The 23,135-nt window shown below is 72.1% G+C and carries 16 protein-coding genes and 1 pseudogene; 7 read left to right on the top strand and 10 right to left on the bottom strand.

Annotated elements, in window-relative coordinates:
- Window positions 1-37 precede the first annotated feature (37 nt).
- A complete protein-coding gene (locus tag ACQUSR_RS10360; protein WP_431042272.1) occupies window positions 38-979 on the bottom strand; it encodes an ABC transporter substrate-binding protein in 942 nt (313 codons plus the stop codon).
- A gap of 529 nt (window positions 980-1,508) precedes the next feature.
- Between ACQUSR_RS10360 and ACQUSR_RS10355 the strand changes: the two genes are divergently transcribed.
- The 3 genes from ACQUSR_RS10355 (at window position 1,509) to ACQUSR_RS10345 (ending at window position 5,802) form a co-directional block, all read left to right on the top strand.
- On the top strand, window positions 1,509-2,747 hold the full coding sequence (locus ACQUSR_RS10355; protein ID WP_431042271.1) for an NAD(P)-dependent malic enzyme: 1,239 nt from the start codon (window positions 1,509-1,511) through the stop codon (window positions 2,745-2,747).
- Window positions 2,748-3,078: 331 nt separating this feature from the next.
- Window positions 3,079-4,644, top strand: a complete 1,566-nt coding sequence (locus ACQUSR_RS10350; protein ID WP_431042270.1) for an alkaline phosphatase D family protein — start codon at window positions 3,079-3,081, stop codon at window positions 4,642-4,644.
- A 195-nt stretch (window positions 4,645-4,839) separates the two neighbouring features.
- Entirely contained in the window at window positions 4,840-5,802 is a 963-nt protein-coding gene (locus tag ACQUSR_RS10345) for a zinc-binding dehydrogenase (RefSeq protein ID WP_431042269.1), read from the top strand.
- Window positions 5,803-5,829: 27 nt separating this feature from the next.
- On the opposite strand, the gene ACQUSR_RS10340 is transcribed toward ACQUSR_RS10345, so the two are convergent.
- Window positions 5,830-6,585, bottom strand: a complete 756-nt coding sequence (locus ACQUSR_RS10340; RefSeq protein ID WP_431042268.1) for an antibiotic biosynthesis monooxygenase — start codon at window positions 6,583-6,585, stop codon at window positions 5,830-5,832.
- A gap of 180 nt (window positions 6,586-6,765) precedes the next feature.
- Between ACQUSR_RS10340 and ACQUSR_RS10335 the strand changes: the two genes are divergently transcribed.
- The 3 genes from ACQUSR_RS10335 to ACQUSR_RS10325 all read left to right on the top strand — a co-directional run bounded on the left by ACQUSR_RS10335 (window position 6,766) and on the right by ACQUSR_RS10325 (window position 8,400).
- Complete coding sequence (locus ACQUSR_RS10335) at window positions 6,766-7,092, top strand: putative quinol monooxygenase (RefSeq protein ID WP_431047489.1); 327 nt, start codon at window positions 6,766-6,768, stop codon at window positions 7,090-7,092.
- On the top strand, window positions 7,089-7,220 hold the full coding sequence (locus tag ACQUSR_RS10330; protein WP_431042267.1) for a hypothetical protein: 132 nt from the start codon (window positions 7,089-7,091) through the stop codon (window positions 7,218-7,220). The genes ACQUSR_RS10335 and ACQUSR_RS10330 overlap by 4 nt, the downstream gene beginning before the upstream one ends.
- A gap of 250 nt (window positions 7,221-7,470) precedes the next feature.
- Window positions 7,471-8,400, top strand: a complete 930-nt coding sequence (locus ACQUSR_RS10325; protein ID WP_431042266.1) for a helix-turn-helix domain-containing protein — start codon at window positions 7,471-7,473, stop codon at window positions 8,398-8,400.
- A 21-nt stretch (window positions 8,401-8,421) separates the two neighbouring features.
- On the opposite strand, the gene ACQUSR_RS10320 is transcribed toward ACQUSR_RS10325, so the two are convergent.
- The 4 genes and pseudogenes from ACQUSR_RS10320 to ACQUSR_RS10305 all read right to left on the bottom strand — a co-directional run bounded on the left by ACQUSR_RS10320 (window position 8,422) and on the right by ACQUSR_RS10305 (window position 12,322).
- Window positions 8,422-9,303 carry an SCO6745 family protein gene (locus tag ACQUSR_RS10320; RefSeq protein ID WP_431042265.1) on the bottom strand — a complete coding sequence of 294 codons (882 nt, stop codon included), beginning with the start codon at window positions 9,301-9,303 and terminating at the stop codon, window positions 8,422-8,424.
- A 913-nt stretch (window positions 9,304-10,216) separates the two neighbouring features.
- Window positions 10,217-10,981, bottom strand: a pseudogene (locus ACQUSR_RS10315) (helix-turn-helix transcriptional regulator); the annotation flags it as partial.
- Complete coding sequence (locus tag ACQUSR_RS10310) at window positions 10,981-11,979, bottom strand: DUF4097 family beta strand repeat-containing protein (protein WP_431042264.1); 999 nt, start codon at window positions 11,977-11,979, stop codon at window positions 10,981-10,983. The pseudogene ACQUSR_RS10315 and the gene ACQUSR_RS10310, both read right to left, overlap by 1 nt.
- Before the next feature lie 163 nt (window positions 11,980-12,142).
- Window positions 12,143-12,322 carry a DUF6104 family protein gene (locus tag ACQUSR_RS10305; RefSeq protein ID WP_240118762.1) on the bottom strand — a complete coding sequence of 60 codons (180 nt, stop codon included), beginning with the start codon at window positions 12,320-12,322 and terminating at the stop codon, window positions 12,143-12,145.
- Between the two features lie 322 nt (window positions 12,323-12,644).
- On the opposite strand from ACQUSR_RS10305, the gene fxsT reads away from it, so the two are divergent.
- Window positions 12,645-16,298 carry an FxSxx-COOH system tetratricopeptide repeat protein gene (fxsT, locus tag ACQUSR_RS10300; protein ID WP_431042263.1) on the top strand — a complete coding sequence of 1,218 codons (3,654 nt, stop codon included), beginning with the start codon at window positions 12,645-12,647 and terminating at the stop codon, window positions 16,296-16,298.
- Window positions 16,299-16,383: 85 nt separating this feature from the next.
- On the opposite strand, the gene ACQUSR_RS10295 is transcribed toward fxsT, so the two are convergent.
- The 4 genes from ACQUSR_RS10295 to ACQUSR_RS10280 form a co-directional block, all read right to left on the bottom strand.
- Window positions 16,384-20,196, bottom strand: coding sequence for a multifunctional oxoglutarate decarboxylase/oxoglutarate dehydrogenase thiamine pyrophosphate-binding subunit/dihydrolipoyllysine-residue succinyltransferase subunit (locus ACQUSR_RS10295; protein WP_431042262.1), 3,813 nt, complete (start codon window positions 20,194-20,196; stop codon window positions 16,384-16,386).
- Between the two features lie 237 nt (window positions 20,197-20,433).
- A complete protein-coding gene (locus ACQUSR_RS10290) occupies window positions 20,434-21,543 on the bottom strand; it encodes a HAMP domain-containing sensor histidine kinase (RefSeq protein WP_431042261.1) in 1,110 nt (369 codons plus the stop codon).
- 22 nt (window positions 21,544-21,565) lie between these two features.
- Window positions 21,566-22,306 carry a response regulator transcription factor gene (locus tag ACQUSR_RS10285; protein ID WP_431042260.1) on the bottom strand — a complete coding sequence of 247 codons (741 nt, stop codon included), beginning with the start codon at window positions 22,304-22,306 and terminating at the stop codon, window positions 21,566-21,568.
- A 100-nt stretch (window positions 22,307-22,406) separates the two neighbouring features.
- The gene (locus ACQUSR_RS10280; RefSeq protein WP_431042259.1) at window positions 22,407-23,132 is read right to left on the bottom strand and encodes a spermidine synthase; all 726 of its coding nucleotides are present in this window, start codon (window positions 23,130-23,132) and stop codon (window positions 22,407-22,409) included.
- Window positions 23,133-23,135: the final 3 nt, after the last annotated feature.

Below are 23,135 nucleotides of genomic sequence, written 5' to 3'. Positions count from 1 at the left end.
AATGATGCCTTTCAGTGCGAGCGACGAGCGGACGGGATCACTTGCCACCGTTGACGATGGCCTGGTCCACCGCGCCGTCCTCGGCGCCCCACTTTTCGAGGATCTTCTTGTACTCGCCGGACGTGATGACCGCGTCGAGCGCTGCCTTGAGGGCGTTCCGCAGCTGGGGGTCGCCCTTGCCGACCGCGATGCCGTACGGCGCCGCCTCGACCTGGTCGCCCACCAGCTCGAAGTCCTCGCCGCCGCCGGAGGTGCGGACCGCGTAGGCCGCGACCGGGAAGTCGCTGGAGGCGGCGTCGGCGCCGCCGCCCTTCAGCCGGACCTGGGCCTCGGTGTCCTTGGCGAACGCCTCGATCTCGATCTTGCCCTTGTCGCCGCACTCCTTCGACTGGGCCTTGGCCAGGTCGTGCGAGACGGTGGCGCGCTGGACGACGATCTTCTTGCCGCACAGGTCGTCCCAGGTCGTGATCCCCTGGTTGTCGCCCTTACGCGTGTAGATCGAGACGCCGGCGGTCAGGTAGTCGACGAAGTCGACGCCTTCGCCGACCTTCTTGCCGCTGTCCGGGTCGACGCCCTCCTGGCGGCCCTTGTTGTCCGTCATGGCGGACATCGCGATGTCGAACCGGCCCGACTTGAGGCCGGTGATCAGGCCGTCGAAGTCGCCGTTGCTGAACTTCATCTTCACGCCGAGCTGCTTGCCCATGGCGTCGGCGAGGTCGATGTCGAGGCCGATGACCCGGCCGTTCTTGCGGAACTCGACCGGCGGGTAGCTGATGTCCGACCCGACCTCGATCACGCCCGCGGACTGGACCTTCTTCGGCAGCATGCCGAAGAGCGGGGCGCCCGAGGTCCGGTCGGAGATCTTGTCCCGCTGGTCGCCACATCCCGACAACAGGAGGGATCCGGTGACCGCGATCGCGGCGACGGCGGCCAGGCTTGACCTGGCCGCGCCTGCGCGGCGGGTGGTGCTTGCGGTCATTCTTCGTCCTCCTGCGGATAAGGGGTAAGGGCTGGAGTGTGGGGGGTCGGGGCACACACCTTCGGATGTCGCGACCTCGTGTGATTGGGGAATCCTGCCATCTGGACGGGCTCGAACGGATGGGTAGCTATGTCAAAATCGGATAACGGGTGACCCCCGTCCGCGCACCAGGCCGGAACCCCAGGCGGGCCGTACGGCAAGAAGTGGAATGAAACGTTCCGCGCATGCGCATTGTCTCAGTACGTGGACACCTGACCGTGGATGCGCCACTTCCATCCCACTTCGGCGTGAACGCGAAGTTTCCGTGCGGCATCGCGACGGAACTCACTCGTCCCCGGAAGCGCTCTTCCGGTAGAAAAGACGGTTACACCCCTCACCCGGGGCTCAGGGCGCGTGTGCGGCGCGCCCGGCGTACGTACCTCACCCCCGCATGGCAGGAATCTGTCGGCGGGGAAGCGGACGCGGTGCCCGCCCGTTCTCAACCAGGAACGGCCACCCTCAGCAGATATACGACAAAGGGGTCAGAAACGTGTCAGCGGAGATCGTGAATCCTCGCAACGACAGCATCAGCGACAGCGGCACGGCCGCGGAGAGGGCCGGCGGTGACGAAGACGAGTTCTTCGACCCGGCCTTCGCGCTGCATCGGGGCGGCAAGATGGCGGTCCAGGCGACCGTGCCGGTGCGGGACAAGGACGACCTGTCCCTCGCCTACACGCCGGGCGTCGCCAAGGTCTGCAGCGCCATCGCCGAGCAGCCCGAACTCGTCCACGACTACACCTGGAAGTCCCAGGTCGTCGCCGTCGTGACGGACGGCAGCGCGGTGCTCGGACTCGGTGACATCGGGCCGGAGGCGTCCCTGCCCGTGATGGAGGGCAAGGCGATCCTCTTCAAGCAGTTCGGCGGCGTGGACGCGGTGCCGATCGCCCTCGACTGCCGGGACGCCGACGAGATCGTCGAGACCGTCGCCCGGCTCGCGCCGTCCTTCGGCGGCGTCAACCTGGAGGACATCTCCGCCCCCCGCTGCTTCGAGATCGAGCGCAAGCTCCAGGAGCGCGTGGACATCCCGATCTTCCACGACGACCAGCACGGCACCGCCGTCGTCACTCTCGCCGCCCTGCGCAACGCGGCGACGCTGACCGACCGCGACCTCGGCTCGCTGCGCGCCGTGATCTCCGGCGCGGGTGCCGCCGGGGTGGCCATCGCCAAGATCCTCGTCGGGGCGGGCATCGGAGACGTCGCGGTGTGCGACCGCAAGGGCATCGTCTCCGCCGACCGCGAGGACCTCACCGACGTCAAGCGCGAGCTCGCGGGCTTCACCAACAAGGCCGGGTTGACCGGCTCCCTGGAGAGCGCGCTGGACGGCGCCGACGTCTTCATCGGCGTCAGCGGCGGTACGGTCCCGGAGCCCGCCGTCGCCCGCATGGCGCCCGGCGCCTTCATCTTCGCCATGGCCAACCCGACCCCGGAGATCCACCCGGACGTCGCCCACAAGTACGCGGCCGTCGTCGCCACCGGCCGCAGCGACTACCCGAACCAGATCAACAACGTGCTCGCCTTCCCCGGCATCTTCGCCGGCGCCCTCCAGGTCCGGGCCTCCCGGATCACCGAGGGTATGAAGCTCGCCGCCGCCGAGGCGCTGGCCGCCGTCGTCGCCGACGAGTTGAGCGCGGACAAGGTCATCCCGTCGCCGTTCGACGAGCGGGTCGCCCCGGCCGTGACCGCCGCGGTCGCGGCGGCCGCCCGCGCGGAGGGCGTCGCCCGCCGCTGAGGCGCCGGGGGCTCCACCCCGGACGTCGTCCTGGCTGAGTCCCCAGGGGCCTGGTGCCCCGGACGTCGTCCGCGTCACCTCACGTACGGCCACCCAAGGCGGTACGGGCCACCCGGCCCGTACCGCCTTCGGCTTGCCGGCCCCGACGGCCTTCGGCTTGCCGCCTCGACGGCCTTCGGCTTGCCGCCTCGACGGCCTTCGGCTTTGCCGCCCCGTACGCAAGACCGCCACACCCCGTACGCCCCGCATTCAGCGGAGTCCGATGTCATACGCAGCGCCGTGCCCGAGAGCGCGGCCGTCACCCCTGTCCCGACCAGACATGGAGCAGCGTATGAGCCTGGATCGCCGCAACCTCCTCAAAGCCGCAGCGGCAGCCGGGGCGTTGAACGTCCTGTGGCCGCTCAGCGCCGGGCTGAGCCCGGCTCAGGCACGCGAGGCCGCCGAACAGCTCGGGGCCGCATGGGACGCCGCGCCCTTCACGCTCGGCGTGGCCTCCGGCGACCCGCTGCCCGACAGCGTCGTGCTGTGGACCCGGCTGGCCCCCGAACCCCTCGCCGCGGAGCAGCCGCTGCCCGACTCCGTGGACGTCGACTGGGTGGTGGCCCGCGACCGCGACCTGCGCCAGGTGGTCGCCCGGGGGACCGTGCCGGCCACCGCCGCCCTCGGCCACAGCGTCCATGTGACCGTCTCGGGGCTGGAGCCGGGACGTCGCTTCTGGTACGCCTTCCGGGCACTGGGCAAGCGCAGCCGGGTGGGCCGCACCCGCACCGCCCCGGCGGGCCGGGTCGCGAGCGTCCGCTTCGCCTCCGCCAACTGCCAGGCCTTCCACGACGGTTACTACCCGGCCCATCGGGGCATCGCCCGCGAGGACATCGCGTTCGTCGTCCACCTCGGCGACTACATCTACGAGCACGGACAGGTCGGCGGGCAGGCGCTGCGCGACCACGAGGGCCCCGAGGTCTTCACCCTCCCCGAGTACCGGCGCCGCCACGCCCTCTACAAGAGCGACCCGGCGCTGCGCGAGGCGCACGCCGCCCACCCGTGGTTCCTCACCTGGGACGACCACGAGGTCGTCAACGACTACAGCGGAACCCGCGGCGGCTCCTTCGCCAAGCGGCGCGCGGCCGCGTACCAGGCGTGGTACGAGCACATGCCCCATCGGGACCCGGCCGCCTCCACAGGTGGCACCGCCCTGCCCGCCGAACCCCGCATCCACCGGGTCCGCCACTGGGGCGGCCTGCTGGAGCTGACCGTGCTCGACCTGCGGCAGTTCCGGTCCGAGCAGAACCTGCCGGACGGCACCATCCTCGGCGCCGCGCAGCGCGCCTGGCTCGGCCGGGGCATCGACCGGGCGCCGGACACCTGGCACTGCTGGGTCAACTCGATCATGCTCAGCCAGCTGCGCGGCAAGCCGGGCGGCGGGTACATGTTCACGGACCAGTGGGACGGCTTCCTGACGGAGCGCAAGGACGTGCTCGGCCAGGTGCGGCGCAGCGGCCTGGAGGACCTGGTCGTCATCACCGGCGACTGGCACTCCGCCTTCGTGGGCGACATACGCCCCGACTTCGACGACGCGGACGCGCCGGTCATCGGCACGGAGTTCACCGCGCACTCCGTCACCTCGGGCGCGTACTCGGCGGACTGGAACGCCGCCAACGGCCCGCTGATGGGCCGGGCCAACCCGCACCTGCAGTACTTCGAGGGCAACCGCTACGGCTACGACGTCTACGAGGTCACTCCGGAGCGCTGGACCACACACCTGCGGGTGGTCGGCGACCGCCGCGACCCGGCCTCCCCGGTGACCACGCTGACCCGGTTCCACGTGGACCGGGGCCGGGCGGGCGCGTACGAGGACGAGGCGACGAAGGGCTCTCCGGCGCAGTACCGGAGGGACTGACCGCGCGCACGGCTCCGGAGGGGGCGCGGCACAGAAGGGGGAACGCGGCGCGGCGACACGGTGGGCGACGGGACACGGAAGGGGGACGCGGCGCGGCGACACGGAAGGGCGACGGGACACGGAACGGGGGACGCGGCGCGTGTCACATGGTCCCGTGGTTCCGCCGCGTCCCCGCCGCGCCCTATGGTCGGGATCATGTTCGCTGCCTACGCCGCACGTATCGATCCCGACCAGCCGCTCAACGGCCTCGAACTGGGCGAACGCCCCGAGCCGACCGTGCGCCACGGCTGGACGACCGTCAACGTCAAGGCGGCCTCCCTCAACCACCACGACCTGTGGTCGCTGCGCGGGGTCGGCCTCGGCGAGGAGTCGCTGCCGATGATCCTGGGCTGCGACGCGGCCGGGATCGACGAGGACGGCAACGAGGTCGTCCTCCACTCCGTCATCGGGCAGACCGGCCACGGTGTCGGCCCCGGTGAGCCGCGCTCCATCCTCACCGAGCGCTACCAGGGCACGTTCGCCGAGCGGGTCGCCGTACCCACCTGGAACCTGCTGCCCAAGCCCAAGGAGCTGTCCTTCGAGGAGGCGGCCTGCCTGCCGACGGCATGGCTGACCGCGTACCGCATGCTCTTCACCAACGCCTCGGTGCGGCCCGGCGACAGCGTCCTGGTGCAGGGCGCGGGCGGCGGGGTGGCCACCGCCGCGATCGTCCTGGGCGCCGCCGCCGGACTGCGCGTCCTCGCCACCAGCCGCGACGAGGCCAAGCGCAAGCGCGCGCTGGACCTCGGCGCCGAGGGCGCGTACGCCCCGGGGGAGCGGCTGCCGCGCCGGGTGGACGCGGTGATCGAGACGGTGGGCGCCGCGACCTGGTCGCACTCGGTGAAGTCGCTCAAGCCCGGCGGCACACTGGTCATCTCGGGCGCCACCTCCGGCCCGAACCCCAAGGCGACGGAGCTGAACCGCATCTTCTTCCTGGAGCTGAAGGTCATCGGCTCGACCATGGGGACCAAGGAGGAACTGGAGGACCTGCTGAGCTTCTGCGCGGCGCGCGGCGTACGGCCGGTCATCGACTCGGTGCTGCCGCTGGACCGGGCCCGCGAGGGCTTCGAGAAGATGGCGGGCGGCGAGCAGTTCGGCAAGGTCGTCCTGACGGTGTGAGCGTGGCCTCGACGGTATGAGAGGTCCTCACCCCTGCTGCGGGGCCTCCGGGGTGAAGCTCCGCAGCAGGTGGTAGCGCCTGACCGTGGCGCCCAGGAACCCGGGGAACTCCAGCACCTTCTCCCAGGCGGGTGAGGGCGCGCCGGCGACCGCCGCGAAGGACTCGTCGTACGCCTCCTCGCTGGTCCACTCCGCGTAGTTGAACACCCGGTCCTCCGCCGAGCCCAGGTGCGCCTCGCCATCGGCCAGCAGATGGAAGTGCGCGCCCAACAGCCCGCAGCCGGGGCTGGACGTGGTGGTCATCGCCTCGATGGTGGTGTCGACCCATTCCTGCCGACGGCCGGACGCCTCGGCGTCGAAGCGGATGTCGACGGTGACGATGACACCGGGCGCCTCGGCGGCCCGCCGGGCGGGGTCCGGGACGTGGCTGCGGTACGGCCGGTAGCTGTTGATGGCTACGCGCTTGATGCCGGGGACGGCGGTGTCGATCTCGTCGTTCCGCCCCTGCCGGTGGTTGCGCACGAAGTCGAAGTACCCCTCCTCGCTGGTCCACTGGGAGTAGTGCATCAAGGTGTCGCCGTCGGTGCCCGCGTAGACGCTGTACGCCAGCAGGTTCCGGTCCGGCCACGGCCGCCCCTCCCACGTGGCGGCGATGGCGTCGCCCGCCGCCCGCTGCCGCTCGGGGGTGCCGACGCTCCAGGTACTGAACAGGGGGGCGCCGACGCCGGGGCGAGCCGGGTCGGGGTGCTGCTGGTGGCTGACGTGGGTCGCGGGCGTGGACATGGACGTCTCCTCGAGATCGTGACCGCCGGGCCGCTCCGGCTCCGGCGGTCACGATGCTCGTCCTTAAACCGAGGTTTAAGTCAACTCCTCTGACAAAGCTGGCCCGAGACGCCGCCGCTACTTCTCCTCTTCTGTGTGCTCTGCGACGCTCGGCGAGAGCGAAGGGAGAACGTCTTGACCATGGGATATGGGCTTGTTGTTCGCTTTGTGCTGCATGACGCAGCCGCCGCGGCAGCCTTCGACGCGCTGGTGGACCGCACCCTCAAGGGCATCAAGGAGAGTGAACCCGGCACGCTGGTCTATGTGAGCCATCGAGTGCCAGAGGAGCCCAACGTCCGCGTCTTCTACGAGCTGTACGCCGACCGGGAAGCCTTCGAAGAGCATGAGCGGCAACCTCACGTACGAGAGTTTCTTCAGGCGCGCCAGCTGTATGTGGCGCACTTCGACGTCACACTCCTGGTCGGCGTCGACGGGAAGCTGACCGGAGAGGCAGAGGGGGCGGCGTGACACCTCCCGAGATGATCCAGAGTCACGTCGCATCCCGTGCGGCCATCCGCGACCTGATGCTCCTCGCGGGGCGTTCGGCGCCGCCGGAGTTGAAGGATCTCGCCCGCCGTGCTGACGCGATCAACTGAGCGGGACCGGGGTGCCGTCGCCGGGGCCCACGAGGCCGAGACCCGGTGGGGCGAGCGCTCTTTTGCAGGACCGGAGGTCAATACCCCCCTCCCGTCCCCCGTCGTCACCGGAATGGGCGAACCTCGGTGGATTCGCGATGAGTTGGGGTGAGGTGGCGATAGCGTGTGCGGGAAAAGAAAACGGTCCCCGGCGGTGTTAGCAGCACCGGCCGAGGACCTCACCTCCGAGGAAGAATGAGAGCGTCTTCCCGTGGCTGTCGCACAGCTTAGTGCCCCCGCGTGTCCGCGCGCCGACACCGCCCCCGGCGGCGTGATCCACATCCGCCATCGCCACAAGCGCGGCTTCACCATCGTCTCCAATCACCTGGCCCTCCACCCCACCCTCAGCGACACCGCGATCTCCCTCGGGGTGCGCCTCCTCGCGCTCCCCGACGGGGCCGACATCAGCATCAAGACGCTGGCCAGACGGGTCGGCGGGGCGGGGCAGAAGCGGGTGGCCGACGCGCTCCATGAGTTGGAGGCGGAGGGCTATCTGCGGCGGGAGAGAGCGCAGTTGGAGGGCGGGCGCTGGATCACCCGAACGTGGGTGTACGACCAACCCGTCGGCCATCCGCGCCGTACCGAGCCGCCCCCTCCCACGCAGCAGCCCACCGCGCGTCCCGTCGAACCGGAGGTCGTCGTGGCGGGGGACGGGGATGACGTGGATATGGAACCCGGGCTGAGGGCCGCGGCGGAGGAGGTGCTGCGGGGGCTGGTCCACAGCGCGCCCTGTCTGCTGCTCTCCGCCCGCGAAGTCCGTCGGCTCGCAACCGCCGCGGCGCTCTGGTTGCAACGGGGCGTGTCGGGTGGTGAATTGGTCGCCGCGCTCACCACCGGGCTGCCACAGCGCGTCCATCACCCTGCCGGTCTCCTCGGCAGACGGCTGATCGACAAGCTGCCCGATCCCCGGCCCGCGCCGCAGAGCCCTCCGGCGCGGCTGCGGGAGTGCGCGGGCTGTGGGCGGCCGGGGCGTGCCGGTGCGCTGGCCGGGGGCAGATGTGCGTCGTGCCGGGGGATCGAGCCGGGTGCCGATGGCGACTGCGGCTCGGTGGCGGAGGAATACGTACGCGCGCGCGTGACTGAGCTGCGCGAGCTCAGCCGTGCCGCGCGCCCGTATCCCTCGTATCCGTCCAGCTCCTGAGCCGCCGTACGGCGGACCCGGTCACGCGTACGTGACCTGCACGCTTCCGATGCCCAGCGTGCTCTGCCGGGGGAGTGTGCCCGACTCGAAGACCGCCGCCAGGAGCGGAAGGATCAGCTCTGCCAGTCGCTCCGCGCGGGTGGTGCCCAGGGCTTGCCACGGCTGCGCCGCCAGTGCGTCGGTCTGCCGCTCGACCTCGTCCCGGCCCTGCCGTCCGCGCTCGGTCGCCTTGCCCGCCGCGTCGATCCAGCCGCGCCCGGCCAGCCGGTTCCGGGCCGCCGCCCACTCCTGCTCGGTCCAGCCCCGCCCGGCGAAGTTGGCCTCCGGGGCGGCGTCGACGGCCGCGAAGGAGACCAGGGTCTCGCAGGGGTCCAGCCCGGCGGCCAGCAGCGCGGCGAGGTGGCCGTCGCCGCGGTGCTCGCGCAGGACGGTGACGGCCTGCCAGAGGGCCAGATGGGGCTCGTCGGACCAGCCGAGGTCACGGTTGGCGGCGGCGAGTGGGCGGCCCGCCAGGATGGCGTGCTCCGCGGCCTCCCGGGCCAGCTCCGCTGCCTCGGCCAGCTCCGCACCGCCGATTCGGTCCGGGACCAGCGCGCGGTGGATGCGGTCCACGGCGCGCAGCCGGGCGGCCAGGACCTGCTCGGGCGTCGCGACCGACCAGATGGCGGGCACGTACTCGGCGACCGTCCGCGGACTGAAGCTGTAGTACGTGGCGGCGACGAGCTCGGGACCTGTGGCGCCCAGCGGCGCCGTACGCCACGCGAAGTAGCTGGGCCAGCGGGAGGAGACGTCGTAGCCGAGGGCCGCCGCCTCCTCGAACGCCTCGGGCGCGAAGTAGAGGGCGGCGTGCACCGGTTCCAACTGGTGCCACATGTGACGCGCGAGGGCCTGGTACCGGGTCATCGTTACCTTTCGGTCGATCGGGCGTAGGGGAGAGCTGGGCCGGAGGGGAGGGTGGCCGGGGACGGCACCCGGCCGGTCAGCCGTCGGCGGGGCCGCCCCGGAGCAGTGCGGTCAGCTCCGCGGCGGTGGCGGCGAGCCGGTGGCGGGCCTCGGCCAGGGCGTCCTCGGTCACGCCGTGGTCGCGGGCGGTGTCGCGGACGTCGTCGCGGAACCGGTCCAAGAGCCGCCCCAGGTCGCGGCCGGGATCGCCGCTCGGCCGGAACTCCTCGGGCCAGGCATGCCGCGGTGGCGCTGTGGTCCGTCGTGCGCTCGGCCGTTCGGCGAGGTCCGGTCCTTGCTGCGCCTGCGCCTGCGCCTGCGCCTGCGCCTGTGCCTGCGGCTGAGGCCTCCGCGCGCCCTCGCCGGCGTCCGGCGTCCCCGCTGTCCCCGCCGCGTCATCGGCACCCGGCCGACGCGTCTGCTCGGCCTGACCCGGCTCGGCCGCGGCCCGGTCCCCGTACGCGGCCGCGGGCTGTGCCGCCTCGGTCGCCTCCGTCGCCTCGGAAGCTGCGGTCGCTTCGGCCGCTGCTGGCGCCTCCGGGGCCGCGGCCCTGTCGCCGGGAGTGCCCGGTGCTCCGGCCTTGTCGCCCGGGCTGCTCGGTTCTTCGGCGTGGTCGCCGGGAGCGCCCGGTTCGCCGGGGTGGTCGCCGGGAGCTCCCGGTTTCCCGGCCTTGTCGCCCGGACTGCTCGGTTCTTCGGAGTGGTCGCCGGGACCGCCCCGTTCCCCGGCGCGGTCACCCGGGCCGCCCCGTTCCCCGGTGCGGTCGCCGGGAGCGTCCTGCTCCCCGCGCCGTTCGCTCGGGCCCGTCGGCCAGCCGCGGAACAGGTCCTCGGCCCAATCCGTCGATGCCCAATCCGCCGATGCCGGGCCCTGCCGGGAGATACGGCTCATCGCGCGCGACACCTCGGCCAGGCCCTCGCGGGCCGCCTGCTGCCAGTCGCCCGCGCGGACGTGTTCCTGGGTCCGTTCCTGTACCCGCCGGGCGATCCGCTGGATCTCCTCGCGTGCGAACTCCTGGGCGTCCTTGGCCTGCTGGCGGGCGCGCTGGGCGTCCTGGCGGGCGCGGCGGCTCTCCTCCTTGGCGCGGCGGGCCTGCTCCCGCCACTCCTCCCGGGCGCGCCGCAGCTCCTCCTTGGCTTCGCGCCAGGCGTCCTTGTCGGGGAGCGGCACGCCCCACGCGTCCGCCGGGGTGTCGGAGGCGCCGGAGGTGCCGGCCCGCTCCGCCCCGGCGTCGTCGGACGTGTCCGGCCGTCGCGCCCGCTGCGCGGCCTCCCGGATCTCGCGGCGCAGATCGCTCGCCGAACCGCGCACGTCCTCCCTTATCTCGGCGGCCAGTTCGGCGACGGACTCGCGGATCTCCAGCTCCAGGTCGGCCAGCTCGCCGCTCCGGTCGGCGAGTTCGGCGCGTCCGGCGTCGGTGATGGAGTACACCTTGCGGCCGCCCCCGGTGGTGTGGGTGACCAGCCCCTCGGCCTCCAGCTTGGCAAGCCGCGGGTAGACGGTGCCGGCAGACGGTGCGTACAAGCCCTGGAACCGTTCTTCCAGCATGCGGATGATCTCGTAGCCGTGGCGCGGGGCCTCGTCGAGGAGCTTCAGCAGGTACAGGCGCAGCCGACCGTGCGCGAAGACGGGTGGCATCAGAGGACCTTCCCTTCGCTGTCGCCGACGGCCTCGCCGAAGGGCCTGCCCTCAGGCGCGTCACCGGAGGGCTTGCCCTCGGGCCCGGCCCCGGTCTCGCCGTCGTCGGAGGCGGGCCGGCGCAGCAGGGCGATGGCGCCGGAGACGGTGGTCGCCTTCAGTCGGCCGCTTCCCGCGCCGAGTGTGCCGGTGATCCTCTTGGCGCCCCACTGGCCGCCCACCCGCAGGTCGTCGAAGGCGCAGGAGAAGTCACCGCTGGTGGTGTTGGCCTCGATCCGGGTGTCGGCCCGGTGCGGCAGCCGTACGGCGATCTCGCCGGAGACGGTGGCCAGCCGCAGGTCCGTGTCCTTGGTGGCGGGAGCGAGGTCGAGCACCATGTCGCCGCTGATGGAGTCGGCGTGGACGGCGGGGCCCGCGCTGTCGACGACCGTGAGACCACCGGATACGGACTGGAAGCGCAGCTCGCCGGTGACGGCCTGGGCCTCGACATGGCCGGAGACGGTGTGGGCACGGACCGCGCCGGTCAGCCCGACCAGGGTGAAGTCGCCGCAGACGCCGCGCAGTTCGGTGCTGCCGCCGAGTCCCGAGACGACGGCGCCGGCGCCGATGACTCCCACCGACGCGGCGGTGCCGGTCGGCACGGCCAGGGTGATGTGAGCCGTGCGGCGCCAGCTCGTGCGGTCCCGGCCCCAGCGGGCCCAGTCCTTGATGCCCCAGTCCTTGATGCTCCAGCCCTTGGCGTTCTGCTCCTCGCCGTCGAGCCACCGCAGCAGGCCCTCCCAGGGGAGGTCGTCGTACGCGACGGTCAGCGTCCCGTCCTCGTGGGTGACGGTCAGCGGCGGGCCGTCGATCTCGGACAGCTCCAGGCGGGCGGGTCCGGTGTCGGTGCCGACGATGTTGACCGTGCCGCCCACGATGCGTACCTGAAGGGTGGTGACAGGGCCGTCAACGGTGAGCTTCCGTGGCGCGGCGAGCGACCACTCGGATCGGGCTGACATGCCTGACCTCCCCTGGCGCGGCGGGCCGGACGCAACATATCGCGTCTTCCATATTCACGATATATCGCGGTCTGCCGAAGTCAAGCGCCCGGCGGCGCCACGCGGACGCGGAGCGCCGCCGAGGGGGGGGGAGGGCCGTGGAGGGCGGGCGCGGGCTGGGCCCCTAGTCCTCGTCTTCGTCGTCCAGCCGGGCCAGCCAGGTCGCCAGCCGCTCCACCGGGACCTCGAAGTCCGGGTTCAGATCGACGAAGGTCCGCAGCTGCTCGGCGAGCCACTCGAAGGTGATCTCCTCCTCGCCGCGCCGCTTCTCCAGCTCCTCGATGCCGCGGTCGGTGAAATACAAGGAGAGCTCCAGAGGGAAGTCGTGTGCGTACACGTCCAGGATAGGGGGGAGCGACGGACGGACCCGGGGGGAGGCCGCTCAGCCGAACCGGTTCAGCAGCCAGCCCAGTACGGCGCGGACGGCGCCGGAGAGCGCGGCGGCGGCGAGGACGAGCAGGGGAGCGGGGCGGTTGTCGCGTGCGCGTGCCAAGGTCGGCTCCTTTTCGTGAGATCGGCCCCTGACGCCGACGCGCCGGGATACGTTCACGATGTGCGGGGCGGCTCGTGTTGCGGCAGCCCGCACGCGTTGCGGATCGCCACAACAGCGGAGGGGCAAGGCGCCGATGGGGGACGAAGCGGTCAGCGGCGAGCTGGTGCCGGACCCGCGCGAGAACCGGCGGGTGGGGGACCTCAAACCCATCCCCGAGCGGGTGGGGCCGGAGTGCCGGGCGCTCGCCCTGGGACTGCGGGAGCTGTTCGGCGCCGTCGGGGTCTCGCTGCGGGTCTACGCCACGCGCAAGTACCTCGATCCGGGCACGGTGTCGCGCTACCTCAACGGCACGGTGGTGGCCCCGGCGACCTTCGTCGACCAGCTGATCGTCGATGCCGGCAAGGCGACCGGCCGCCCGGTCGCCCAGGAGGTCCTGGCTCATGTGCACCGCCTGCAACGCACCGCGTTGCAGGCCACCAACAGCGTCGGCTACGAGCTCCAGATGCTTCGGGACCAGCTCGCGGACGCCGACCGGGACCGGCAGCGGGCGGAGACGGTGGCGGAGGCGCTGACCGAGGCGTTGCAGGACCGCAAGGCCCGGATCGCGGAGATGGAGGTCGAGCAGCGGCGGCTCGCGGCGTCCGTCTCGGCGGAGCGGGCCGAACGGGCCGAGTACGACGCCGAGCTGGCCCGGCGCGGGTCGGAGGAGCAGCGGTTACGCGGCGAACGGGACCGGCTGCGGGCGGAAGTCGCCCGCTTGCAGCAGGAGTTGGACCAGGCACGGCGGCAGGCGGTGACGGCTGAGCAGCGCTGCGAGGCGCTGGAACACCAGTTGCAGACGGCGGAGGAGGCGGCGGCGGGGCCCGGCGCCCCGGCGCAGGAGCCGTACGCGGAGCTGCTGGACCGCTCGGAGGAATTGCGGTTGGCGCACGAGCGCCGTGCGCGGGAGTTGCAGGAGGAGCTGGAGGCGCTACGGGCGCGGACCGGGCCGCTCCAGGCGGCGTTTGAGCAGCTGCGAGCAGGGCTGCTGAAATGGACGGAGGAGCGGCGGGAGCGGTCCACGCTCCGCGCGCTGGGCCGAGCCGTCGAGCAGGCCGACGAAGAGGCCGACGAGCCGCGGCGGGACGGTGAGCGGACCGAGGAGGACACCCGGCTCTCGCTGGACCGCCTGCTGGCGGAGCTTTCGAGTCGCGCCGCGGCCGCGGTCGGCGACCCCCGCTCCGCCGCCAGGGACAGCATCGGGGAAACCGAGCACAGCCCGGTCGTCCGGTTCCTGGGTCCGGACGCGCCCGAGTTCACCGTGGTGCACGCCGCCGAGGACGCCCCCTGGGCCGAATGGATCGCCCACCGGCTGGAGGCGCACGGGCAGCAGGTCGCGCTCCGGCGCTGGTACCCGACGTCCTCGGCCTCCGCCGAAGACCTGCTGCCCAGCGCGGATGGCCTGACCATCCTGCTGCTCAGCGACCCGTTCTTCGACCTCGGGACCCGGGCCGGGATCGACTGGCCGACGGTGATCTCCACGATCAGGGACACCTACCCGCACCAGGTCCGGGCCTGCGAGGTGGCCGGCACCACGCACCAGGCGGCGACCGCGCTCGATCCCCTCGGCCTCGGGAGGCTGTCCGGCGAGGCCGCCACCGAGCGTGCGCTGCTGCGCGACCTGGGGCTGCCCGCCGCCCCGGACAGGCCCCCGGCCAGCCCGGGCGGGCCCCACTACCCGCTCGACCCGCCCGCCGTCTGGGACGGCGTGCCGCACCGCGATCCCCACTTCAGCGGCCGGAACGAGTTGCTCACACGGCTCCGTGAGCGGTTCGACAGGGAAGGCGGCAGAGCCTCCGTATGCGCCCTGGTGGGCATGCCGGGCATCGGCAAGTCGCAGCTGGCGGCGGAGTACGCGCACCGGTTCGCCGCCCACTACGACCTGGTGTGGTGGGTGGCGGCGGACACCCGGGCCCGGGTGCGGGAAGAGCTGGCCCGGCTCGGCCTCGTCCTGGGCCGCGACGTCGGCGGCGCGTTGGAGGACCGCATCAGCGCGGCGTCCGACGCCCTGCGTGAAGGCCGTCCGTACCGCCGTTGGCTGATCGTCCTGGACGGCGCCGACGACTTCGCGTCGCTGGCGGACCTGCTCCCCGCCGGCACCGGAGACGTCCTGATCACCTCGCAGAGCCGCGCCTGGGGCTCGCGCCACGACGTCGTGGACGTACCCCTGTTCACCCGCGCGGAGAGCACCGCGTATCTCCAGCGCGTCGTACGGCGCGTGGGCGCGGGCGGGGCCGACGCGCTGGCGGAGGTGCTCGGCGACCTGCCGTTGCTGCTGGACCGGGCCGCCCGCCATCTCGACGTCACCGCCCTTCCGGTGACCGACTACGTCGCCCGGTTCAGCGGTACGGAGGGGACGGGGGCTCCGGCGGACACCGCGCAGCTCCTCGCCCCGACCCTGAACCGGCTCGCCGAGCGGTCCCCCCGAGCCCATGAACTGCTCTGCCTGTGCGCCATGTTCCACGACGGCACCGCCCCGCTGGACGTCCTGCGGCCCATGTTCCGGGGAGTGGACTGCGACGCGCTCGTGGGCAGCGTGGTGCAGATGTCGCTGCTCTCCCGCGACACCACGCGGGAGGGTGTGCCGATCGCACGGATACACCCCGCCCTCCGGGCGGCCGTACGGCAGCGCACCCCGGCCGAGGACCGCGAAGGCCTCACCGGCCGGATCCGCAGCGCCTTGCGGGACACCGCACCCGGCGACCACATGGAGCCCGAGTACTGGCCGTGGTACGCGGCGGTCATCCCGCAGCTGGAGGCCACGGGCGCGCTGAACCCGGCGCACAAGTCGGCCGCGGACCTGGTGCTCGAATGCCTCTCGCATCTGCACTTCCGGGGCCGGGTGCGCGAGGGGCTGCGGCTGGCCGGACGGGCCGACCGGATGTGGCGGTCCGAGCTCGGCGAACTCGGCAGCCCCCACCCGAAGCTCGCCGCCTTCGTCGGGCGCCACACGGCACTGCTCAGAGCTGCCGGGGAGTTCGAGCGCGCGGAACAGCTGGACCGTGCGGAGCTGGAGCGGCAGCGGCTGGTCCACGGTGCGGGCGCGGAAGATCTTCGGGTGATGGGGCAGCTCTCCAACGACCTGCAAGGGCTGGGCCGGTACACGGAGGCGCTCGAACTGTCCCTGGCGCGGTACGAGGGACGCCGCGAGCTGTTCGGCGAACACCATCCGGCCACCCTCAACGCCAGGCTGGGGCTGGCCGACTCCCTGCGTCTGCTCGGCCGCCACAGGGAAGCGCGGCGGCACAGCCGCGCCTGCGCCGCCGCCTTCCGGGCCCGCTCCGACCTGGGGCACCGGATCCTGCGGCTCCTCACAGAGCAGCGGCTGTCCCTGGACCTGCGGCTGAAGGGGGACTACACACAGGCCCTGGACACGCAGACGCCGGTCGCGGGGGAGCTCCGTTCCTGGTTGGGGCCGGACAACCCGTACACGTTGGAAGCCGAGCACGAACTCGCGCTCTGCGAGCTGCGCTGCGACCGCGTGACCGCCGGCCTCGACCGGCTCCGGGCAGCGCACAAGGGAGCGGAGAAACTGCTGGGCCGCCACGCACCGATCACCCTCATGGCCCTGGCCAACCGGGCGGCGGCGGAGAAGACGTACGCGGATCGGCAGGGCGCGGAAGGACTGACCTTGCGGGCGGTGGACGGCTACCGCGCCGCCCTCGGGGCGGGCCACCCGTACACGGTCGGGGTGACCGCGAACCACGAGAACCCGCTGCGCCCCACCTTCGAGGCGCTGCCCTTCTGAGCCCGGCCCCCGTACGCCGGAAGGCCCGGCCCGCGCGATGCGGGGCCGGGCCTTCCGTACGCCGTATGCCGTGGCGTCAGCGGACTCAGATCTCGAAGACCTCGTTGACCAGCGCCTGCTGCTCCACCTGGTGCCGCTTGTTCGAGCCGACCGCCGGAGACGACGAGTGCGGCCGCGAGACCCGCACCAGGCGCTCCGCCGGGGGCAGGTCGGCGCCCACCGACAGGTCCAGGTGGTCGATCAGGTTGAGCGCGATGAACGGCCAGGCACCCTGGTTCGCCGGCTCCTCCTGGGCCCACACGAACTTCGCCGCGTTCGGGTACTTGGCGATCTCGGCCTGGAGCTCCGCACCCGGCAGCGGGTAGAGGCGCTCCAGCCGGATGATCGCGGTGTCCGTGGCGCCGCGCTTCTCGCGCTCCGCCTCCAGGTCGTAGTAGACCTTGCCGGAGGTGAAGACGATCTTGCGGACCGCCGAGGCGTCGACCTTGTCGTCACCGATGACCGGCCGGAACCCGCCCGTGGTGAACTCCTCCGCCTTCGACGCCGCCGCCTTGAGCCGGAGCATCGACTTCGGGGTGAAGACGATCAGCGGCTTGTGGTGCGGGTTGTGGACCTGCCAGCGCAGCAGGTGGAAGTAGTTCGACGGCAGGGTCGGCATGGCGACCGTCATGTTGTCCTGCGCGCACAGCTGGAGGAAGCGCTCCGGGCGGGCGGACGAGTGGTCCGGGCCCTGGCCCTCGTAGCCGTGGGGGAGGAGCAGCGTCACACCGCTCGTCTGGCCCCACTTCTGCTCGGCCGAGGAGATGAACTCGTCCACGACGGTCTGCGCGCCGTTGACGAAGTCACCGAACTGGGCCTCCCACATCACCAGCGCGTTCGGGCGGGCCAGCGAGTAGCCGTACTCGAAGCCCATCGCCGCGTACTCGCTGAGCAGCGAGTCGTAGACGTTGTAGCGCGCCTGGTCCTCCGACAGGTAGAGCAGCGGGGTGTAGTCCTCGCCGGTCTCGCGGTCCACCAGCACCGCGTGGCGCTGGCCGAAGGTGCCGCGGCGGGAGTCCTGGCCCGCCAGGCGGACCGGGGTGCCCTCCATCAGCAGCGAGCCGATGGCGAGGGTCTCGCCCATGCCCCAGTCGATGGTGCCGTCCTCGACCATGGCCGCGCGGCGCTGCAGCTGCGGCAGCAGACGCGGGTGGACGGTGACCCGCTCGGGGATGTTGACCTGCGACTCGGCGATCCGCTTGACGACCTCCTGGCTGACCGCGGTCTGCACGGTCACCGGGAACTCGGGCTGCGGCTCGGGCACCTCGGCCGGGGCCGGCTGCGAGGCGACCTCGCGGACCTCGGTGAAGACCTTCTCCAGCTGGCCCTGGAAGTCCTGCAGCGCCTGCTCGGCCTCTTCCAGCGTGATGTCGCCCCGGCCGATCAGCGACTCGGTGTACAGCTTGCGCACCGAGCGCTTCTTGTCGATCAGGTCGTACATCAGCGGCTGGGTGAAGCCCGGGTTGTCGGTCTCGTTGTGACCGCGGCGCCGGTAGCAGATCAGGTCGATGACCACGTCCTTGTTGAACGCCTGGCGGAACTCGAAGGCGAGCCGCGCGACGCGGACCACGGCCTCCGGGTCGTCGCCGTTCACGTGGAAGATCGGCGCCTCGATCATGCGCGCGACGTCCGTGGCGTACATCGAGGAACGGGACGCGGCCGGGGCGGCGGTGAAGCCGACCTGGTTGTTGATGACGATGTGCACGGTGCCGCCGGTGCGGTAGCCGCGCAGCTGCGACATGTTCAGCGTCTCGGCCACGACGCCCTGGCCGGCGAAGGCCGCGTCGCCGTGCAGCGCCACCGGCAGCACGGTGAAGTCGGTGCCCGCCTTGCCGATGATGTCCTGCTTGGCGCGCGCGACACCCTCCACGACCGGGTCCACCGCCTCCAGGTGGGAGGGGTTGGCGGTCAGCGAGACCTGGATCTGCTCGCCGTCCAGACCGGTGAAGGTGCCCTCGGCGCCCAGGTGGTACTTCACGTCGCCGGAGCCGTGCATCGACTTCGGGTCGAGGTTGCCCTCGAACTCGCGGAAGATCTGCGCGTACGACTTGCCGACGATGTTGGCGAGCACGTTCAGCCGGCCGCGGTGGGCCATGCCGATGACGACCTCGTCCAGCCGCGACTCGGCGGCCGCGTCCAGCACCGCGTCCAGCAGCGGGATGACGGACTCGCCGCCCTCCAGCGAGAAGCGCTTCTGGCCGACGTACTTCGTCTGCAGGAAGGTCTCGAACGCCTCGGCGGAGTTCAGCCGGCGCAGGATCCGCAGCTGCTCCTCGCGCTCCGGCTTGGCGTGCGGCCGCTCCACGCGGTCCTGGATCCACTTGCGCTGCTTCGGGTCCTGGATGTGCATGAACTCGATGCCGGTGGTGCGGCAGTACGAGTCGCGCAGCACGCCCAGGATGTCGCGCAGCTTCATCATCGACTTGCCCGAGAAGCCGCCGACGGCGAACTCGCGCTCCAGGTCCCACAGGGTGAGGCCGTGCTCGACGATGTCCAGGTCGGGGTGCTTGCGCTGGCGGTACTCCAGCGGGTCGGTGTCGGCCATGACGTGGCCGCGGACCCGGTAGGAGTGGATCAGGTCGAAGACGCGGGCGGCCTTGGTGACGTCGTCGTCGTGGCTGACGTCGATGTCGCGGAGCCAGCGGACCGGCTCGTACGGGATGCGCAGCGCCTCGAAGATGTCGTCATAGAAGCCGTCCTCGCCGAGGAGCAGGTTCGAGACGATCCGCAGGAACTCGCCGGAGGCGGCGCCCTGGATGGTGCGGTGGTCGTACGTCGAGGTCAGCGTCATGACCTTGGAGACGCCCAGCTTGTTCAGGGTGTCCTGAGAGGTGCCCTGGAACTCGGCCGGGTACTCCATCGCGCCGACGCCCATGATCACCGACTGGCCGGGCATCAGGCGGGGCACGGAGTGCACGGTGCCGATGCCGCCCGGGTTGGTCAGCGAGACCGTGACCCCGGTGAAGTCGTCCATCGTGAGCTTGTTGGCGCGGGCGCGGCGGACGATGTCCTCGTACGCCTGCCAGAACTCGAAGAAGTTGAGCGTCTCGGCCTTCTTGATGGCCGCGACGACGAGCTGCCGGTCACCGTTGGGCTTGACCAGGTCGATGGCCAGGCCCAGGTTGACGTGCGGCGGCTTGACCAGCGTCGGCTTGCCGTCCTTCTCCGCGAAGGACCAGTTCATCGACGGCATCGCCTTGATCGCCCGCACCATGGCGTAGCCGATGAGGTGGGTGAAGGAGACCTTCCCGCCCCGGGCGCGCTTGAGGTGGTTGTTGATCACGATGCGGTTGTCGAAGAGCAGCTTCACCGGGACGGCGCGGACGGACGTGGCCGTCGGCAGCTCCAGCGAGGCGTTCATGTTCTTCGCGACGGCGGCGGACGGGCCGCGCAGCGTGACGAACTCCGGGCCCGCGGGTGCGGTGGCCGGCTCGGCCGCCTTGGCGGCGGCGGGCGCGGCGGCCGCGGGCTTGGCGGGTGCGGCCGGCTTGGCGGCGGCCGGGGCCTGCGCGGCGGGCTTCGCCGGCGCGGCGGGCGCCGGTGCCGCGGGGGCGGCCGGGGCGGCGGGTGCCTGCGCGGCGGGCTTCGCCGGGGCCGCGGGGGCCTGCGCGGCGGGCGCCGCGGACGTCCCGGTCACGGCCTGCGGGGGCGTGGCCACCGCAGAGCTCGTGTCCTGGCCCGGCTTGTAGTCGGCGAAGAAGTCCCACCAGGCTCGGTCGACCGAGTTCGGGTCCTGGAGGTACTGCTGGTAGATCTCGTCGACGAGCCACTCATTGGGACCGAAGGCGTCGGCAGGGCTCTTACCCTGCCCGTCCTGGTCGGTCGAGACGCTCGAGGTGTTGGGGGACTGTGGCGACACGGCGGCAACCGCCCTCTTCCGCTTCCTAAGGTGGTGGACAGCGGGAATAAAGGCTACGCCTCTTAGCCCCTTACGTGCAGGCCGCACAGGTCATCGTCGCGCAAGTCACATTGATCGGCGGGTTTCGGCGCATGACATGGCGGGAAACACCCGTGGTTCGGCCTGTCGGTGGGTACGTCGAGACGCGCCCACACCGCTGCGATGTGTGCTTCCGCAGTCGACCCTACGTCAACCGCGTCAACCCTGATCCCGAGCGGTCCCCGGAAGGGTGACCTTGATCCGGCAGCCGCGGGGTGATTCGGCCACACCGATCCGCCCGCCGTGCAGATCGACCGCCCAGCGGGCGATCGCGAGCCCCAGTCCCGTACCGCCGTCGCCGCCCGGGCCGGTCGGCTTCGGACCGCCCCGGTTGAACCGCTCGAAGACCCGGTACCGCTCGGGCTCCGGGATGCCGGGGCCCTCGTCCAGCACCTCCAGCTCCAGGCTCTGCGGGCCGTCGCCGCGCCGGGCGCGCACGGTGACCCGGCCGTGCAGCGGGCTGTGCTTGACCGCGTTGTCGATCAGATTGGCGACCACCTGGTGCAGCCGCTCTGCGTCGGCGTGGGCGGTCAGGTCGGACGGGAAGACGTCGAGGTTGAGGTGGACGTCCTTGCGGGAGTGGGTGCCCGAGCGGGAGTCGGCAGTGGCGCTGCGGGCCATGCTCGCCTCCTTGAGGATCCCGGCCAGGTACGGCCACACCTCGAAGCGCCGGGAGTGCAGCGGCACCACGCCGTTGTCCAGCCGGGACAGGTCCAGCAGCTGCTCGACCAGCCGGCCCAGCCGCTGGGTCTGGCGCAGCGCGACCCGCATCGTCTCCGGATCGGCCTCGGAGACCCCGTCGACCACGTTCTCCAGGACGGCCCGCAGCGCCGCGATGGGGGTGCGCAGCTCGTGCGAGACGTTGGCGACCAGCTCCTTGCGGTGGGTGTCCACCGCCTCCAGATCGGCCGCCATCCGGTTGAACGAGGCCGCCAGGTCGCCGAACTCGTCGCGGCGCTCGGCCGCGCTCACCCGGCGGCTGTAGTCGCCGTCGGCCATCGCCTGGGTGACCTCGGTCATCTCGTCCAGCGGGGCGGACAGCCCGTGCGCGACGAACTGGGTGATCAGCAGCGAGGCGATGATCGAGAAGATGGTGATGATGCGCCACTCGGTGTCCGAGTGCACCGCCACGAACACCAGCAGCGTCGTGATGATCACCGAGCCGATCACGAGCGCGCCGAGCGCGGCCTTCACCGAGCGGTACGGGTCGAACGGCCGCAGTGCCTCCCACAGGCGGTTCCAGGCCGCCCGCCCGGGGAACGGCCTCATGGCGCGGGGCATGGCGTCCGCCTCATGCGGCCGGGGTCTCCAGGGCGTAGCCGACCCCGTGGACCGTGCGGATGCGCTCGGCGCCGATCTTGCGGCGCAGCGCCTTGATGTGGCTGTCGACGGTGCGGGTGCCCGAGGCGTCCGCCCAGTCCCACACCTCCGCGAGCAGCTGCTCGCGGGAGAGGACCGCGCGCGGGGTGTTGGCCAGGCACACCAGGAGGTCGAACTCGGTGGGGGTGAGGTGCACGTCGCTGCCGCGGACCCGCACCCGGCGCTGCGCGTGGTCGATCTCCAGCTCGCCCAGCCGCAGGATGCCGCTGCGCGGGGTGTGGGCGGCCAGCGCGGCCCGCTCCACCCGGCGCAGCAGCACATGGACCCGGGCCGCCAGCTCGCGCATCGAGAACGGCTTGGTCATGTAGTCGTCGGCGCCGACCCCGAGCCCGACCAGCATGTCGGTCTCGTCGTCCCGCGCCGTGAGCATCAGCACCGGGACCGGGCGTCTGGCCTGCACCCGCCGGCACACTTCCAGGCCGTCGAAGCCCGGCAGCATCACGTCGAGGACCAGCAGGTCGGGCTGCCACGCCTCGGCGGTGTCCACGGCCGCGGGGCCGTCTCCCGCGGTCTGCACCTGGAAGCCCTCGGCGCGCAGCCGGGCCGCGATGGCGTCCACGATCGTCGGATCGTCCTCGACGACCAGCACGCGGCGCTGCGCCCCCGGCGTGGCCGCGGCGCCGCCGCCCTGGGTGGTGTGTGTCTGTTCCATACGCCCGCCCCTGCGTCGTCCTCGTACCCGCGGTCCCGTGCCTGGTCATGCGCGGCCGCCCTTACCGACAAGCAGCGTAAAGGCACGGTACGTAGCTCGGCTACGCACCCCGAACCGCGAGGTGGACCACGTCGGGGACACCGCGGGCAACGGGGATCTCTTCGGTCCGTACGCCGCTGAATCCGGCATTCCGGAGAGCGTCCTCGAAACCGGACGAGGGTCGCGCCGACCACACGGCGAGCACGCCGCCGGGGCTCAGCCGGGCGGCGCAGGCGGCCAGCCCGGCCGGGGCGTACAGCCCGCCGTTGTCCTCGGTGACGGTCCAGTCGGGGCCGTTGTCGATGTCCAGGCACAGCGCGTCGTACTCCGCCTGCGCGCCGTGCAGGTGGGCGATCAGGTCGGTGTGCGCGATCCGGGTACGGGGATCGGCCAGCGCCCGCGCGGAGACGGCCGACAGCGGCCCGGCACGGTGCCAGTCGATCACCGCCTGCTCGCGCTCGACCACCGTGATCCGGCCCCAGCGGGGCTCTGCGGCCGCCTCGGCGAGGGAGAAGCCGACCCCCAGCCCGCCGATCAGCAGGACAGGGGCGGGCCGGTCGGCGGGCAGCGCGTCGAGGGCGGCGCGGACCAGCAGCCGTTCGGAGCGGCCGTCGGAGGTGTCCATGAGGAAGCACCCGTTGGCGATGATCTCGTAGACCGGCGGGTCCGTGAGCGTGGGGCCCGCGCCCCGCCGCCGCAGCACCACCTCGCCGTACGGGCCGTCGCGGCGGTCGAGGACCACCGGCTGCTCGTCGGTGGCGATGGCGATGTCGTGCAGCGGCTGCATACG

It is taken from the genome of Streptomyces sp. P1-3, from assembly GCF_050613155.1.
Classification (GTDB): domain Bacteria; phylum Actinomycetota; class Actinomycetes; order Streptomycetales; family Streptomycetaceae; genus Streptomyces.
The sequence above is the reverse complement of the archived record's forward strand: the minus strand, read 5'-3'. Positions and strand labels throughout refer to the sequence as shown.

What these genes read in the sequence shown, in the direction of transcription:
- ACQUSR_RS10280 (WP_431042259.1), bottom strand. Translation starts at nt 23,132, where the DNA reads ATGCAGCCGCTGCACGACATCGCCATCGCCACCGACGAGCAGCCGGTG.
- ACQUSR_RS10350 (WP_431042270.1), top strand. Translation starts at nt 3,079, where the DNA reads ATGAGCCTGGATCGCCGCAACCTCCTCAAAGCCGCAGCGGCAGCCGGG.
- ACQUSR_RS10285 (WP_431042260.1), bottom strand. Translation starts at nt 22,306, where the DNA reads ATGGAACAGACACACACCACCCAGGGCGGCGGCGCCGCGGCCACGCCG.
- ACQUSR_RS10320 (WP_431042265.1), bottom strand. Translation starts at nt 9,303, where the DNA reads ATGACCCGGTACCAGGCCCTCGCGCGTCACATGTGGCACCAGTTGGAA.
- ACQUSR_RS10310 (WP_431042264.1), bottom strand. Translation starts at nt 11,979, where the DNA reads ATGTCAGCCCGATCCGAGTGGTCGCTCGCCGCGCCACGGAAGCTCACC.
- fxsT (WP_431042263.1), top strand. Translation starts at nt 12,645, where the DNA reads ATGGGGGACGAAGCGGTCAGCGGCGAGCTGGTGCCGGACCCGCGCGAG.
- ACQUSR_RS10360 (WP_431042272.1), bottom strand. Translation starts at nt 979, where the DNA reads ATGACCGCAAGCACCACCCGCCGCGCAGGCGCGGCCAGGTCAAGCCTG.
- ACQUSR_RS10345 (WP_431042269.1), top strand. Translation starts at nt 4,840, where the DNA reads ATGTTCGCTGCCTACGCCGCACGTATCGATCCCGACCAGCCGCTCAAC.
- ACQUSR_RS10340 (WP_431042268.1), bottom strand. Translation starts at nt 6,585, where the DNA reads ATGTCCACGCCCGCGACCCACGTCAGCCACCAGCAGCACCCCGACCCG.
- ACQUSR_RS10335 (WP_431047489.1), top strand. Translation starts at nt 6,766, where the DNA reads ATGGGATATGGGCTTGTTGTTCGCTTTGTGCTGCATGACGCAGCCGCC.
- ACQUSR_RS10290 (WP_431042261.1), bottom strand. Translation starts at nt 21,543, where the DNA reads ATGAGGCCGTTCCCCGGGCGGGCGGCCTGGAACCGCCTGTGGGAGGCA.